This is a genomic window from Halobacillus sp. BAB-2008, assembly GCF_000328325.1.
Classification (GTDB): domain Bacteria; phylum Bacillota; class Bacilli; order Bacillales; family Halobacillaceae; genus Halobacillus.
The window spans coordinates 15,292-31,016 of sequence record NZ_ANPF01000065.1 but is presented as its reverse complement, the minus strand read 5'-3'; the positions used below and the strand labels follow the sequence as shown (position 1 = coordinate 31,016).

Below are 15,725 nucleotides of genomic sequence, written 5' to 3'. Positions count from 1 at the left end.
TTGGCAGTCTCAGGAAGAAATCAAAGCAGAGATTTCCCGTGTCGTAACCCCGGAAATATTCCGTAAAGAGTACGAGAACGTGTTTAATTCCAACGAAAAGTGGAATGAAATCGATACGACGGACGAACCACTGTATGATTGGAACGATAACTCCACATATATTCAGAATCCGCCGTTCTTCGAAGGTCTATCAAGTGAACCTGAAACGGTTAAACCGGTAACGGGTATGCGTGTGATCGGAAGGTTTGGCGACTCGGTAACGACCGACCACATTTCTCCGGCCGGTGCTATTCCTAAAGACATGCCTGCCGGCGAGTACCTGCAGGAAAATGGCGTAAGCCCTAGAAACTTTAACTCATACGGATCCCGTCGTGGTAACCACGAAGTAATGATGCGCGGAACGTTCGCAAACATTCGTATTCGTAATGAACTTGCTCCTGGAACAGAGGGAGGTTTCACAACTTACTGGCCTACAGAAGAAGTGATGCCGATCTACACAGCAGCTATGAAGTATCAGCAGGACGAAACGCCGTTGATGGTCCTTGCTGGAAACGACTATGGTATGGGCAGCTCCCGTGACTGGGCAGCTAAAGGTACAGACCTTCTGGGGATCAGAACGGTCCTTGCAGAAAGTTTTGAAAGAATCCACCGTTCCAACCTTGTCATGATGGGTGTACTTCCGCTTCAGTTCCAACCAGAAGATTCTATTGAGTCTCTCGGTCTGTCCGGACGTGAAACGTTCGATGTAGAAGTGGGTGAAAGTGTCAAACCTCGCGATCTTGTCAAAGTGACAGCGACCGATGAGGAAGGCAATAAGAAAGAATTTGAAGTAATTGCCCGCTTTGACAGCGAAGTGGAAGTGGATTATTACCGTCACGGTGGTATTCTGCAAATGGTTCTACGAAATAAATTGAGCTGATCCAATGTAAGAAGATCGTCCTTTGGGCGGTCTTCTTCTTTCATATAAAATAGGGACTAGAAGGAATAAAAGAATTCCGTTATTCTTATACATAGAAGTAAATGAGTTTCGGACGGGGGCAGGATATAATGAAGCAATGGCTGGCTTTGGCTTTTCTCCTTGTACTTTTCGCCATGGTTGTCCTTCCCGGTTTTGGAGGGGAAGATGAGAAAACGGGTGAGAGGGATACAGAAGAAAAGCAGGGGGCAGGGATGGTGGCTCCGAATGCGCCGGACGGCTTAGAGGTGGGGGAGGCAGCTCCTGATTTCACCGTGGAGACAGTAACGGGAGAGACCGTCCGTCTAAGCGATTACAGGGGAAAGAAAGTGTTTCTTAACTATTGGACGACCTGGTGTCCCCCATGCCGGGAAGAAATGCCCGAAATGCAAAAGTTCTATGAAGCCTTTTCTGATGAAGTGGAGATCCTTGCCGTAAACGGTACCGGCACCGAAGACGGAGGAATAAGTATGGTGAGAGATTTTATCAGCAGCGGGGAATATACATTTCCTGTTCTTCTGGATGAACAGCTCGAAATAAATGAGACATATCAGATCTTAGCTATTCCGACCACTTATTTCATAGGTACAGATGGAATTATCCAAAAAGAGCGGAGAACAGGCCCGATGACTTATGAATTTATGGTGAAGATGAAAGATGCGTTAAATTAGGAATATTTTTATTGTTTAAGGGAAATACTGCTTATTAAAGGAGAGATTCCCATGAGAAGACACAAACCTATATCCCTGGAAGAACGGATTAAAGAAAACATTCGCTCTATTCAGGCAGATGAGAAATTAATGGCACAGATCGATGAACGGATAGAGAAACGCCACCGAGATCGAATGAAACAAATCCCGTCTTAAACTGGGATTTGTTTTTTTTGAATTCCTTCATAAAGTGCCGAACGAAGGGGAAAAGTAATCGTTGACCACTGGATGGTTCATTCTTTTTAGGAGGTTCATGAGATGTCTCATAAACAACAGCATATGTCGAATCAAAAGCCAAACCCGGATCATCGGGCTGATAATGTGGAGCGGTTACAGAATCAGGTGCAGAACACGATAGAGAACATAGAAGCGTCAAATGATGTATTAGCCTACGCGACCGAGGAAGAGCGCCAGGACATCGAGAAGAAATATAAACATCGAAACCAATCTCTTCAGGCTATGAGGGAAGAAATGAAAGATGAATCCAGGCATCAGCAATATTGATGGTAAGCCGTCCTTGTCAGGGACGGCTTTTCATTTCTCGACTTTAAGCGGTGTTCGTCTACATAATTCGTTGTCTGTGATAAAATGAAAGGCGTTGATAGAAAAGGAAGTGATTGGACATGTTAGATAAGTTAAGGCAATGGTCGGATATAGAGGACCAGCCGCCGATTTCTGAAACGGAAGCATTGCGATATTTAAATGAAAACGAATTACAGGATAAAGAGCTGCAGGCCCTGTTGTATGCGGCACTTGCATATCACCGGATTCAAAGACACGATGGAAAGGATGCGCTTGCCGAGCAGTTTATCGATGAGGCAAGAGTCATGGAGGGAAACCATCCGCTTATCCATGATCTATATGAATCCCAACTGCTGCTGCACGCTTATAAGTTATTAAGGGATACGCCGTTTGAACAGTGGTCCCTTCATGAGACAGATCATGATTCTGCAAAGGCGAAAAAGGCAAGAGTTATATATGAGGATATTAAAGAGCTACGGGAAACGTGGGATGGGGATCTTGCTGAGAAGACCATTCTGAATGCATCCACTCGTATGAAAATTTACCAGGAAGTCTATCAGGAATTGACAGACCTTGAGACGATGCTGGAAGATGCAATCGCGTCTATAGAGAACCGAAGAATACGGCTTCCTGTCAAAGACATCAATCAGCGAATGCGACGTTTATCCGACGTTCAGGATGAGCTTTTCAAGCGTTTGCCTGATTTTTTGACAGGTGGTGTGTATGGAAGTCCATTAGAAGCTTTCGACAGGATGGTGGGTTTGAAGGATGTAAAGACATACATTCGCAGGTACTACCATTTTCTTAAATATCAGCAAAGAAGGAAAAGCTTTGGTTTTTCCATGGTCGACGAACCGGGTCTGCACATGATTATTACTGGTAATCCAGGAACAGGAAAAACCACGATGGCACGCCTGCTCGCTGATATTTATCATGAACTGGGGATTCTTGAAACGAAAGAGGTAGTGGAAGTAAACCGCTCCCATTTAGTAGGATCTTACGTTGGACAAAGTGAAGAGAACACGATGAATTATGTGAAACAAGCCATCGGAGGAGTGCTGTTTATTGATGAAGCCTATACACTCCGCAGGGAAGGACAGACAGGAAACGACTACGGTCAAGCCGTCATTGATACGCTCGTCTCTGCTATGACAAGCAAAGAATATGGTGGGAAGTTTGCGGTGATTCTTGCTGGTTATCCGGAGGAAATGCGGCAATTCCTATGGTCCAATCCCGGATTACGCAGTAGATTTCCGGAACAGAATCAAATGGAGCTGCCGGATTATCAGATGGACGAACTCATCACGATTGCCGAAGAAACCGCGCTAGATAACGATTTCTTTTTCACAGAAGCAGCTCGAAATGAATTTGTCTCTTTAATTGAAAGAGAGAGGGTCGATGATTCGTTCGGGAATGCACGGACGGTGAAAAATCTCGTTTTGAAAACCGTTTTCCAAAAAGGTGCGAAAGAAGCGGAGAGAGACAAGCACCACTGGCTTGATCATATGAGAATTGACTTGGATGATTTGGATGTAGAGGAATCTTCTGATACCAGCGAACATTCCCCGATGAAGCGCCTTGATTCCTTAATTGGACTTCACAATGTCAAAGAGGAAGTGCGTAAGCTTTCTTCCTTCGTACAAGCGCAGCAAAAACGGAAAGAACAAGGATACCCGGTTGTACCGATTCAGCTTCATTCCGTCTTCTCTGGTAACCCGGGAACAGGAAAAACGACGGTGGCTGATATTTATGCAGGGGTCCTTAAAGAATGCGGCTTACTTAAGCGCGGCCACATGGTCGTCGTTTCGAGGAGTGATCTGGTAGCAGGTTATGTCGGGCAAACCGCTATAAAAACGAAGCGTAAGATCAGAGAAGCTCTCGGAGGCGTACTGTTTATCGATGAAGCCTATTCCTTATATAATGGTGGGCGTGACGAATTCGGAAAAGAAGCAATCGAGACACTCGTCGACGAAATGACGAAGCACAATGAAAACTTAGTGGTCATTTTAGCAGGGTATGAGAAGGAAATGGAACAATTGGTTGAAAGCAACCCAGGGTTATCATCCCGATTCAAAAAGTATTTCCGTTTTCCTGATTACGCGGAACAGGAACTGCTGCAGATGACACACTATCAATCGGCTCAATACGGCTATCATTTCAATGAATGGACGGAGTCATTTCTTCTTGAGAAGTTCACCGATCATTCTATTCAGGGGAATGGAAGATTTATTCACAATCTAGTCAACGAAGCCATCCAGTTTCAGGCCATCAGGATTCTGGAAGTGGAAGAAGCGGATATGAATGTATTAGAGCTTAATGATTTTGAGAAAGCTTGGAATATGGTACGGAGGGAGTCGTAACGATGAAAATAGTAGAAACGCCGATACAGGTAAGGTATCAGGAAACAGATATGATGGGGGTTGTCTATCATGCAAACTACCTTGTGTGGTTTGAAATCGGCAGGACGAGTTTCATCGAGGGGATCGGTTTCAATTACGCGGAAATAGAGAAGCAAGGAGTCGTTTCTCCTGTCATCGATGCGAATATCAGCTTTAAGAATCCAGTCCGCTACGGAGATGATGTCAAAGTGCGCACATGGATAGCTGCCTACGACGGTCTTCGCGTATCCTATGGCTATGAAGTGGTGCATGCAGACGGGACCCTTGCCGTTTCCGGTGAAACCAAGCACGTTATCGTAAAGAGTGAAAATTTCCGTCCCGTTTCCATCCGGCGTAGTTTTCCCGACTGGCACGACGCATACGTAAATGCAATGGAGCCGTCCTCCTGATGGCTTTCGGAGTGAAGCGTGAAGAATTGATGGAATGGAAGCGCCGTGTCAAAAACGGGGAAATCGCTTTTCTGACACATTTTTGGCTTGATGATCGCTTTCCGGGATGCGATACCGTAACGAAAGTCGGATGTGCAGATATTCAGAGACTAGAGGAGTGGGGCAAGGTACATGGCCTTGACGGCAAATGGATTCACCGCGACCCCCGTTTTCCTCACTTCGACCTTTTCGGGGATCGTCAGTTTGATATCCTCTCTAAGGAAGGATATGGGGAGCACATTCGCAGATTTCGTTTGAAAAAGCAGAAGGAACGCCCTTAAACCAAAAATAAGACGCCTTATGGCGTCTTATTTTGGTATTCGAAGGAAGGTTCCTTCCATTTTTCATCTAGTTCCACAAGGAGGGAATGGCCGTCGAAATACCATTCATCATCCGCTTCAATGAAAAAGTGAATCGTTCCTGTATCCGTTTGAGCAATTGGATCGACGGGTTCTGACAGGCTGATGGCTAAAGAAAAACCCGGCTGCAGGCCTCCGACACCCCCGTACCGGACATAGAAACGGAGGTGTCCTTCTTCCTCTATGTCAAGCTCGTCTTTGTACCATTTTGCTGCTTCCTCAGTTACTGTTAAATTCATGATTTCATCTCCTGTTCGTTCAGATGGTCTAATAGTGCTGTATCCTGTGTTTCATCTGTTCAAACCTGTTTCTGCATTATTTAAGGCTGCGTTTTTTATCTGGAACAGGATCGAATCCCCCTTTGTGAAAGGGGTGGCATTTCGAGATGCGTCTTACAGTGAGGTAAAAACCTTTAAAGAATCCAAACCGGCGAAAGGCTTCAAGTCCGTATTCGGAACATGTTGGTTGAAATCGGCATGTAGGCGGGAAGAATGGACTGATGCCCTTCCGGTAAAACTGGATCAATGCAATCATTATGTGTTTCATCGCTTGCGAACCTTAGTTTTGTTCCTGTTTCTTATCATAAGTCACCGTTGCTACTGCATCGTGCAGGTGGATGGATTCTTCATTACGACAGGAAACTTTAAATGCTTCCACAAAGTCGTACTCATACAAATCTGCTGCAACTAGACGTACGATATCCTCGACGAAACGAGGGTTTTCATAAGCCTGCTCCGTCACCATTTTCTCATCCGGACGCTTGAGGACCGGATGAATACGTGCACTGGCATTGCTTTCCGCCGCTTCTAAAAGGGCAGCTTTCCAATCTAAGTCCTGCTCATCGTAATCATCGGTTAATTTCACTTCCATCGTGACATTCCCACGCTGGTTATGCGCACTGTATTCACTAATTTCCTTGGAGCAAGGGCATAATGTTGTGATTTTCCCTGTCAATGCAACTGTTATATCATGACCTGTCTCCCCATCATATTCTACCCGTATGGTTGCATCCGCATGGTTCATGCCTGCAAGATCGGAATAAGGTCCTTTCCGTTCAAAAAACCAAGGGAAGGTTACTTCTACTTCTGCGTCTTTTTGTTTCAGGCGTTCCGCAAGTTCCTCTGTGAACTGCTTCAATGTAGCTATATCGACGGCGAAGCCTTCGTTATGATACTTGTCGAGCTGCTCTGTGAAGCGGCTCATATTTGTTCCTTTACTGCCTTTTTCAATCGAAGAACCGAAAGAAAAAGTACCGATGGTTGTTTGGATCTGAGGTGTGAGGTCGCTCGGAATCCGAATCGGATGCTTTACATTCGAAATCCCGACCATATCGATATCAAATAAGAAATCTTTTCTTGAGTTTTGCAGATCGGCCATTTTATCTTTTTCCATAGGCTTTGTGCGCGGTCCCGGTGCTACGGATCCGAAAAGCTTATGGCGCTCTTCTTTAGAAGGAAGTTGTTTGTTTGTATTAAGCTCTGTCTTGTTCATGACAATGACTCCTTTCAGACCTTCAATATATGTGAAAGTATACAATATGTACTTCTAAATATACAACGGAATGCTTGCAGGATGTGCACTATCCTTTAGGGTATGCTATAAAATAAAGCCTATCCCGGAAAGGATAAGCTTCCTTCATGGATATTCACATCCAGGTAATTTTCGGTTCGGTCTTGTCGATGATCCGTTTAATGTTGGATCGGTGCCGATAAATGACGAAAACCGTAAATAATCCAATGATTATACTCAAACCGAAATCTTTGGTGAGAACGGCTGCAATAATGCCGATAACTCCGCTGATCATCGATGACAGGGAGACATATTTACTGATATACAAAAGGATGAAGAAAGATAAGACCAAAATCAGAAATACGAGCGGGTTCACGCCTAAGATGACACCGGCAGATGTAGCGACCGCTTTTCCTCCTTTGAAACCTGCAAAGACAGGATACATATGTCCAATGACTGCAAATATACCTATGACAAGAGGAATGACGTCAGCACCGGCGAAGAAAGGGATTGCTGCAGCCAAGGTTCCTTTCAGAATATCTGATATTGTAACGATGAGGCCAGCTTTCATGCCAAGTACCCGAAACGTATTCGTTCCTCCGAGGTTTCCGCTTCCATGCTCACGGATGTCTGTACCGTAGCCGATTTTTCCAACAATCAGGCCGGAAGGGATCGAGCCTAAAATATAGGCGAGAACTATATATAGAGCATACTCCATGGCGTTCATCTCCTTTCATAGTAATAGTTTATCATGTGTAGTCCAGTTAAAGAACTGTCTGTCCAAATACTTTTTTCCTGCTGCGAGGGCAAAGGAAAAGGCTGTTGGTCCAATTTTCTGCATTTCTAGTATGTACTGATTAAAGGGAGCGAGGGTCGCTCCGACGACTCTTTATTATACCAATTGAACGGTTCATTACAAGTTTTTTTGGAGCAGTTCTTAGATAAATGGATAGGGGAAACGAACATGGGGGGATTTGACAGACCAAACTTTCCGCTGAAGGTTTATCCATATAGGAAAATGGATATATAAATATGATGCCAGCTAACTTGTTTACAGGAGGAAAACGATGATTACGTTTAAAGATGTGACAAAAACCTATCCGGACGGAACCACGGCGTTAAAAGACGTTAATTTTGACGTTCGCGAAGGAGAACTTCTCGCCCTCATCGGGCCGAGCGGATGCGGAAAAACGACGACGATGAAAATGATCAATCGTCTCATTGAACCGACGGAAGGATTAATAGAGATACATAACAAGGATATTAAAGAGTACAACATTCATGAACTGCGCTGGAACATCGGTTATGTCCTGCAGGAAATCGCTCTGTTTCCACATATGACCATCGAAGAGAATATTGCCGTAGTACCCGAGATGAAAAAATGGAAGAAAAAAGATCTATCGGCCCGTATCGATGAGCTGATGCATATGGTCGGACTGGACCCTGATAAACACAGGAAGCGTAAGCCGAGTGAATTGTCCGGTGGTCAGCAGCAAAGGGTCGGTGTCATACGTGCTCTCGCTGCCGATCCTGAAATCATTTTGATGGACGAACCGTTCAGTGCTCTCGATCCGATCAGCAGAGAGCAGCTTCAAAAGGATATACGTTCGCTTCAGCAGGAGATTAAGAAGACGATTGTTTTCGTTACCCATGATATGGATGAGGCACTGGCACTCGGGGATCGGATCTGCTTGATGAAAGAAGGGGAAATCGTCCAACTGGACACCCCGCAAAACCTTGTCCTTAACCCGGTGAACAGCTTCGTGGAGGATTTCATCGGCTCAAGAAAAACACCGTGGCAGACGGCGGTCGACGTCATTATGGAACAATCCGACGATGCTGTTTATTCTGTGGACGATTACGAGAGCGGCCGTGTACCGACTCATGGAATGTTTCATCTTCGCAAGTCCGATGGTACGAACGGCGGAGCAGTCATGGATGGACGCCGGGAGGTTGTTCCGGAACTGGATAATGGGATGGTCTTGAAAGATGCAGTTGCCCTGTTTGAGAAACACAAGTATGACAGCCTGCCTGTCGTTCGCGGCAATAAGCTGATCGGAACACTGTCCTATAAAGATATCGTTCTCTTTCTCAAAAGCCAGTCGAAGGAGGAAGAGGTATGAATCAATTCATCGAAGTGTTCAGCCAGAGACAGGACATTCTGCTTGAGAAGATATGGGAACATCTGCAAATCTCCATTATATCACTCGTCATTGCTACGTTGATTTCTGTCCCTCTCGGTTTACTGTTGACGCGCAAACAGAAAATTGCAGAACCGATCATCGGACTTACGGCAGTCCTGCAAACGATCCCCAGCCTTGCCGTCCTGGCTTTTCTTATTCCGCTGTTCGGGATCGGTCAGACACCGGCAGTTATTGCTTTGACCGCCTACGGACTACTTCCGATCCTGCGTAACACGTACACAGGTATCAAAGGGGTCGATCCTGCTTTGAAGGAAGCGGCTACAGGTATGGGCATGTCCTCTTTCCGAAGGTTGTCTAAAGTGGAACTGCCTTTGGCGATGCCGATCATTATGGCAGGAATAAGGACGTCTATGGTCCTGATCGTAGGGACGACGACCATTGCAGCCTTAATCGGAGCAGGCGGGCTCGGTGATCTAATTCTGCTTGGGCTCGACCGCGGCGGCGATGCCAATCTCATTCTTCTTGGTGCGATACCTGCGGCGCTGCTTGCCATCCTTCTCGATTTGATTTTGCGTTTATTTGAACGAACATCAGCGAAGTCCGGATTCCGATCATTAATCAGTTTATTGGTAATCGCTGCACTTATCGCTGTGGGGCCGCTCGCATTCGGAGGCAAAGGGAAAGATGACCTTGTTCTCGGTGCCAAGCTTGGATCGGAGCCTGCTATCCTTATTAATATGTATAAGCTTTTGATAGAAGACGAGACCGACCTCCAAGTCGGCTTGCAGGCTAATTTAGGGAAAACGGACCTGGTCTTCAGTGCACTCGAGGAAGGAAGTATTGATATCTATCCGGAGTTCACCGGAACAGCCATTGTATCCCTCCTTGATGAAGAGGCAGAAAGCAACGATAAGAAGGAAGTCTATCTTCAGGCAAAGCGTGGGATGGCAGAAACGTACGATATGGCTTATTTGGAGCCGATGGCATTTAATAATACGTACACGGTTGCCACCACGGAAGAAATAGCAGAACGTTACAACCTGGAAACCATGGAAGATTTAAAAGCTGTGGAAGATCAGCTGACTGCAGGTTTCACCTTGGAATTTAACGACCGACAAGACGGCTATCAAGGGATGAAAGAGCTGTACGGGCTCGATCTTGCCGAAGTGAGGACCATGGATCCCGGTCTCCGTCAAGGTGCTATATCGAGCGGAGATGTGGATATCATTGACGCTTATGCCACGGATAGTTATATGGTAGAATTAAACCTAAAAGTGTTGGAGGATACGAAGAACCTTTTCCCGCCTTATCAAGTGCACCATTGATGAAGCAGGAAACACTGGAAGAGCATCCGGAGCTTGAGGAAATCCTGAATCAGTTGTCAGGAAAGATCTCCGATGAAGAAATGAGAGAAATGAACTATCAGGTAGATTATGAAGACCGTTCCCCGGCTGATGTTGCAAGCGAATATTTGGTTGAGGAAGGTTTAATCGAAGAATAGGAGGCGTTAACGTGACCTTTCAAAATCCATCGAAACAAGAGATAAAAGAACTGCTCCAAAACTCGAAGCGTATTGCCGTCATCGGCCTCTCTGATAAGCCGCACCGTACATCGTATCAGGTAAGCGAGGCGATGCAGCAGGCAGGTTATGAAATCATCCCCGTCAATCCGGCTGTTGAGGAAGTGCTCGGTCAAAAAGCAGTAGCAAGCCTTGCGGAGGTGGAGGGACCCATTGACATTATCAATGTCTTTCGACGTTCTGAATATCTTCCTGAAATCGCTGAAGAAGCCAAAAACGTCAATGCGAAAGCGTTCTGGGCTCAACAAGGCGTTATTCACGAGGGAGCTTATGATATACTGAAAGATGATTCCAAACTTGTCATCATGGATTTGTGTATCAAAGTGGCTCATGCCCTTTATCGATGATATATCTGTGATTTTTCGTTTAAATCCCTGCATCTGCGGGGGTTTTTTCGTTTTTTTTGGAAGAATTATGTTTGCGAAACCATATAAAATCGCTACAATATAACAAGCGATGTTTTTTGTTGTCAGTGCAATACACTTTTTTTGAATGAACAACAAGCTTCTCTTAGGGGGTATAAGAAAGGTCAAGGTAATCCCTGACTTATTCCATAGGGTCTCTTGAGGTTCCATATGTAAAATTCGTTTACACAATCGAACGTTTGTTCTATTATGGTAATAGTTGTTGGTTAAGAAAGGAGCCGATGGTAAATTGTCGAGTCAAAATCAAACATACACAGATGATTCCATACAAGTACTAGAGGGACTGGAGGCTGTCCGAAAGCGGCCGGGGATGTATATCGGATCCACCGATCATCGCGGACTCCATCACCTTGTCTATGAAATCGTCGATAACGCCATCGATGAAGCATTGTCTGGTTTCGGCGAACAAATGACTGTCACGCTCCACAAAGATGGAAGTGTTTCTGTCGAGGATGAAGCGCGCGGAATGCCGACGGGAATGCATAAAACAGGAAAGCCGACCCCGGAAGTCATCTTGACTGTCCTGCACGCCGGAGGGAAATTCGGTCAAGGCGGTTATAAGTCGTCGGGAGGTCTGCATGGCGTAGGTGCTTCTGTTGTAAATGCTCTTTCGGAATGGCTGGAAGTTCATATTGCCAGGGACGGAGAGAAGTTCTATCAACGGTTCGAGAACGGCGGTGTTCCGGTTACGTCTCTTGAGAATAAAGGGAAGACGCGGAAGACAGGTACGACCATCCGATTTAAGCCTGATCCGACCATTTTCTCAGTTACGAAGTTCAACCTGGAAACGTTATCGGAAAGGCTTCGCGAAGCGGCTTTTCTTCTAAAGGGGTTCCGAATCATCCTGGTTGATGAACGGAATGAAAAAGTTCAGGAAGTTTATCAATATAACGATGGGTTGGAGTCGTTCGTCGGTTACTTAAACGAGGAGAAAGATACGCTTCATCCTGTCGTGTCATTTGAGGGCAGCCAGTCCGGTATTGAATTGGATTTCGCTTTTCAATTCAATGATGGTTTTGCTGAGAACATCTTGTCCTTCGTAAACAATGTACGGACGAAAGACGGCGGTACCCACGAGTCGGGAGCGAAGACAGCGATTACACGTATTTTTAATGACTATGCAAGAAGAGCACAGCTGTTGAAGGATAAGGATAAGAACCTGGAAGGTAACGATATCAGAGAAGGGTTTACAGCTGTCATTTCTGCGCGTATCCCTGAAGAGCTGCTGCAGTTTGAAGGCCAGACAAAGAGCAAGCTCGGGACATCGGAAGCAAGATCAGCCTTGGACAGTGTCATCGCTGAGAAGCTTTCCTACTTCCTGGAAGAGAATCCGGACATTTCTTCCATGCTGATTAAAAAAGCGATCAAAGCTAAAGAGGCAAGAGAGGCTGCTCGTAAAGCAAGGGAAGATGCGAGATCCGGCAAGAAGAGGAAGCGCAAAGATACGTTGTTGAGCGGGAAGCTGACTCCTGCCCAGTCGAAGAACGCACAGAAGAATGAGCTCTATCTTGTAGAGGGTGATTCTGCCGGTGGTTCAGCGAAACAAGGAAGGGATCGAAAATTCCAGGCTGTCCTTCCGCTTCGTGGTAAAGTTATCAATACAGAAAAAGCCAAGATTGCTGACATCTTTAAAAATGAAGAGATTTCCACGATCATTCACACAATCGGTGCGGGTGTCGGAGGAGACTTCACATTAGAAGACTGCAATTACGATAAAATCGTCATCATGACCGATGCGGACACTGACGGAGCGCACATTCAGGTGCTTCTTTTGACGTTCTTCTTTCGTTATATGAGGCCGCTTGTAGAAGCTGGCAAAGTCTTCATCGCTCTCCCGCCGTTGTATAAGGTGAGTAAAGGCAAAGGCAAGAAGGAGAAAGTCGAATACGCCTGGGATGAAGAAGGCATGCAGAAATTATTAAAAGAATTCAAGAATGGTTATTCGATCCAACGTTACAAAGGTTTAGGGGAAATGAACGCAGATCAGCTTTGGGAAACGACGATGAATCCGGAATCACGTACATTGATTCGAGTCACCATCGATGATCTTGCTCGTGTAGAACGCCGTGTGACGACACTGATGGGGGATAAAGTAGAACCTCGACGGAAATGGATTGAATCCCACGTCGCTTTCGGAATGGAAGACGAAGCGAATATATTAGAAAATGATAAAATCCAATCGTAAAAGGAGGACCTCCTGTTGTCTGAGGCAGAAAAGTTTTTAGATTTACCATTAGAGGAAGTTCTCGGAGACCGCTTCGGGAGATACAGTAAATACATCATCCAGGAAAGGGCCCTCCCGGATGCAAGGGACGGCTTGAAGCCGGTGCAACGGCGGATTCTTTATGCCATGCACCAAGAGAAAAATACCCATGATAAAGCCTACCGGAAATCGGCAAAAACGGTCGGTACAGTTATTGGTAATTATCACCCGCACGGAGATTCTTCGGTCTATGAAGCAATGGTGCGCTTGAGTCAGACGTGGAAGGTGCGGCATCCGCTTGTGGAAATGCACGGGAACAACGGCAGCGTAGATGGAGATCCGCCCGCGGCCATGCGTTATACAGAAGCCAGGCTGTCTGCAATATCCTCGGAGCTCCTGCGGGATATTGAAAAGCAGACGGTTGAATTCATTCCTAACTTCGATGATACGATTGAGGAACCGACCGTTCTTCCTGCCAAGTTTCCCAGTCTGCTTGTAAACGGGTCTACAGGGATATCCGCTGGGTATGCTACCGAGATACCTTCTCATAATTTAGGCGAAGTCATCGATGCGGTAATCATGCGCATCGATAAGCCGAAATCCACAGTCCCTGAATTAATGACGAAGATTCAAGGTCCGGATTTCCCTACGGGCGGTATTATACAGGGGGTTGCCGGAATTCAAAAAGCTTATGAGACCGGCAAAGGGAAAATCGTTCTTCGCGGCCGGGCGGAAATCCAGCAGCAGCGTGGCGGCAAAGAACAGATCGTTATTCATGAAATACCTTATGAAGTGAATAAAGCGAGTATGGTTAAACGGATGGACGAGCTTCGTATTGATAGAAAAGTGGAAGGGATCGCCGAAGTTAGGGATGAGACCGACCGCACGGGCCTGCGGGTGGTTATCGATTTGAAGAAAGATGCAAACAGCGAAGGCGTGCTGAACTACCTTTATAAGCATACGGACCTGCAGATTTCCTACAACTTCAATATGGTTGCCATTCACGAACGGACGCCGAAGTTGATGAGTTTACCTTTGATGCTGGATGCCTATATCCACCACCAGAGAGAAGTAGTGACGAGGCAGTCAATCTACGACTTAAATAAAGCGAAGAAACGTGCGCACATTGTAGAAGGATTAATTAAAGCTATTTCCATCCTCGATGAAGTCATTGCAACCATTCGGTCATCTAAGGATAAAGCAGACGCGAAACACCAATTGATGATGCAGTATGACTTCAGCGAAGAGCAGGCGGAAGCCATTGTTACGCTCCAGCTCTACCGTCTGACGAACACGGATATTACGGCACTTCAAAAAGAAGCGGCCGAGCTTGCCGACCAAATTGCCTATTTGGAGAAACTGCTTGGTGATGAGAAGGAAATGATGAAGGTCATCAAAGCAGATCTGCGTTCCATGAAAAAACAGTACAGCGAGAACCGCCGTACAACGATCGAAGAGAAAGTGGAAGAACTAAAGGTCGATCTTGAGGTTACCGTTGCAAGTGAGGACGTCATTGTTTCCGTTACGAAAGACGGTTACCTGAAACGGACGAGCCCGCGGTCATACGGTGCCTCGAACGGGGAAGATTTCGCCCTGAAAGACGGAGACCATCTGCTCCGATTGTTCGAGATGAACACAACGGACACCATTCTGTTATTTACGAATCTCGGGAAGTATCTGTTTCTTCCCGTTCATAAACTTCCGGATATACGCTGGAAGGACCTTGGTCAATATATATCCAACATCGTTCAGGTCGATAAGAACGAATTTATTGTGGAAGCCATCCCTATTCGTACATTTGAAGCGGACCGGTACCTCCTCTTCTTTACGAAGAATGGAATGGTGAAGAAGAGCGAATTAGGGTTGTATAAAGCACAGCGGCATTCCAAAGCTTTGGTCGCCATTAACTTGAAGAACGATGATGAAGTAGTGGATGTCCATTTGACAGATGGAAATTCCGATATTTTCATCGCTTCCAATAAAGCATATGGACTATGGTATAAAGAGGAGGAAGTAAATACTGTCGGCCAGCGGGCTTCCGGGGTGAAAGCCATCACGCTTAAGGAAGACGAACAAGTCGTATCCGGACAGGTCTTTAAAGCATCGGAGGACCCTTCCATCCTTCTTTATACCCATCGAGCAGCGGTGAAACGGATGCGTTTGAAAGAATTTGAATGTACAAGTCGAGCCAAACGAGGGCTCATCATGCTGAGAGAGTTGAAGAAAGACCCGCATCAGTTGATTGATGTGCACCTTGTGCAGCGAGACGATCAAATCGTGCTAATGACGGAGAAGGATCAGATAACAGAATTGAAGCCGATGGATTTCAAAGCCAATGACCGCTACAGTAACGGTTCTTACGTCCTTGATACAGAGGAGCAGGGACGGGTGGTCGAAGCATGGCTCAAGTCGGAATATGAAATCCCTTTTCGTGATGAATCCGAGGATACGGATAACGGTTAAGGTATAAGAAGCGCCCTGATATCAGGGTG

At 45.9% G+C, this 15,725-nt stretch carries 14 protein-coding genes and 2 pseudogenes; 12 read left to right on the top strand and 4 right to left on the bottom strand.

The window, feature by feature from the left end; all coding sequences use genetic code 11:
• The 7 genes and pseudogenes from D479_RS14060 to D479_RS14035 all read left to right on the top strand — a co-directional run.
• Window positions 1-919, top strand: a pseudogene (locus D479_RS14060) (aconitate hydratase); the annotation flags it as partial.
• A 128-nt stretch (window positions 920-1,047) separates the two neighbouring features.
• Complete coding sequence (locus D479_RS14055) at window positions 1,048-1,626, top strand: redoxin domain-containing protein (protein ID WP_008638213.1); 579 nt, start codon at window positions 1,048-1,050, stop codon at window positions 1,624-1,626.
• 51 nt (window positions 1,627-1,677) lie between these two features.
• The gene (locus D479_RS20475; protein WP_008638210.1) at window positions 1,678-1,821 is read left to right on the top strand and encodes an FbpB family small basic protein; all 144 of its coding nucleotides are present in this window, start codon (window positions 1,678-1,680) and stop codon (window positions 1,819-1,821) included.
• A gap of 123 nt (window positions 1,822-1,944) precedes the next feature.
• Window positions 1,945-2,169 (top strand): small acid-soluble spore protein Tlp, encoded by a 225-nt coding sequence (tlp, locus tag D479_RS14050; protein WP_039871548.1) that lies wholly within the window; start codon window positions 1,945-1,947, stop codon window positions 2,167-2,169.
• Between the two features lie 119 nt (window positions 2,170-2,288).
• Window positions 2,289-4,547 carry an AAA family ATPase gene (locus D479_RS14045; protein ID WP_008638205.1) on the top strand — a complete coding sequence of 753 codons (2,259 nt, stop codon included), beginning with the start codon at window positions 2,289-2,291 and terminating at the stop codon, window positions 4,545-4,547.
• Between the two features lie 2 nt (window positions 4,548-4,549).
• Entirely contained in the window at window positions 4,550-4,975 is a 426-nt protein-coding gene (locus D479_RS14040; RefSeq protein WP_008638202.1) for a thioesterase family protein, read from the top strand.
• Window positions 4,975-5,295 carry a hypothetical protein gene (locus D479_RS14035; RefSeq protein ID WP_008638199.1) on the top strand — a complete coding sequence of 107 codons (321 nt, stop codon included), beginning with the start codon at window positions 4,975-4,977 and terminating at the stop codon, window positions 5,293-5,295. The genes D479_RS14040 and D479_RS14035 overlap by 1 nt, the downstream gene beginning before the upstream one ends.
• Window positions 5,296-5,312: 17 nt before the next feature.
• Here D479_RS14035 and D479_RS14030 read toward each other — a convergent pair whose 3' ends face one another.
• The 4 genes from D479_RS14030 to plsY form a co-directional block, all read right to left on the bottom strand.
• The gene (locus tag D479_RS14030; RefSeq protein ID WP_008638196.1) at window positions 5,313-5,612 is read right to left on the bottom strand and encodes a HesB/YadR/YfhF family protein; all 300 of its coding nucleotides are present in this window, start codon (window positions 5,610-5,612) and stop codon (window positions 5,313-5,315) included.
• Window positions 5,613-5,688: 76 nt separating this feature from the next.
• Window positions 5,689-5,919, bottom strand: coding sequence for a membrane protein insertion efficiency factor YidD (yidD, locus tag D479_RS20260; RefSeq protein ID WP_008638194.1), 231 nt, complete (start codon window positions 5,917-5,919; stop codon window positions 5,689-5,691).
• 12 nt (window positions 5,920-5,931) lie between these two features.
• Window positions 5,932-6,864: a GTP cyclohydrolase FolE2 gene (folE2, locus tag D479_RS14025; RefSeq protein WP_039871546.1), complete on the bottom strand. Its 933-nt coding sequence runs from the start codon at window positions 6,862-6,864 to the stop codon at window positions 5,932-5,934.
• Window positions 6,865-7,018: 154 nt separating this feature from the next.
• Window positions 7,019-7,600 carry a glycerol-3-phosphate 1-O-acyltransferase PlsY gene (plsY, locus tag D479_RS14020; protein ID WP_008638189.1) on the bottom strand — a complete coding sequence of 194 codons (582 nt, stop codon included), beginning with the start codon at window positions 7,598-7,600 and terminating at the stop codon, window positions 7,019-7,021.
• A gap of 349 nt (window positions 7,601-7,949) precedes the next feature.
• Between plsY and D479_RS14015 the strand changes: the two genes are divergently transcribed.
• From D479_RS14015 to parC, 5 genes and pseudogenes are all read left to right on the top strand, one after another.
• A complete protein-coding gene (locus tag D479_RS14015; protein WP_008638186.1) occupies window positions 7,950-9,005 on the top strand; it encodes an ABC transporter ATP-binding protein in 1,056 nt (351 codons plus the stop codon).
• A pseudogene (locus D479_RS14010) lies at window positions 9,002-10,527 on the top strand (ABC transporter permease/substrate-binding protein). Before D479_RS14015 ends, D479_RS14010 begins: the two are co-directional and overlap by 4 nt.
• Before the next feature lie 11 nt (window positions 10,528-10,538).
• Window positions 10,539-10,952 (top strand): CoA-binding protein, encoded by a 414-nt coding sequence (locus tag D479_RS14005; protein ID WP_008638185.1) that lies wholly within the window; start codon window positions 10,539-10,541, stop codon window positions 10,950-10,952.
• A gap of 307 nt (window positions 10,953-11,259) precedes the next feature.
• Window positions 11,260-13,215: a DNA topoisomerase IV subunit B gene (parE, locus tag D479_RS14000; RefSeq protein ID WP_039871539.1), complete on the top strand. Its 1,956-nt coding sequence runs from the start codon at window positions 11,260-11,262 to the stop codon at window positions 13,213-13,215.
• A gap of 15 nt (window positions 13,216-13,230) precedes the next feature.
• Complete coding sequence (gene parC, locus D479_RS13995) at window positions 13,231-15,696, top strand: DNA topoisomerase IV subunit A (protein WP_008638181.1); 2,466 nt, start codon at window positions 13,231-13,233, stop codon at window positions 15,694-15,696.
• Window positions 15,697-15,725: the final 29 nt, after the last annotated feature.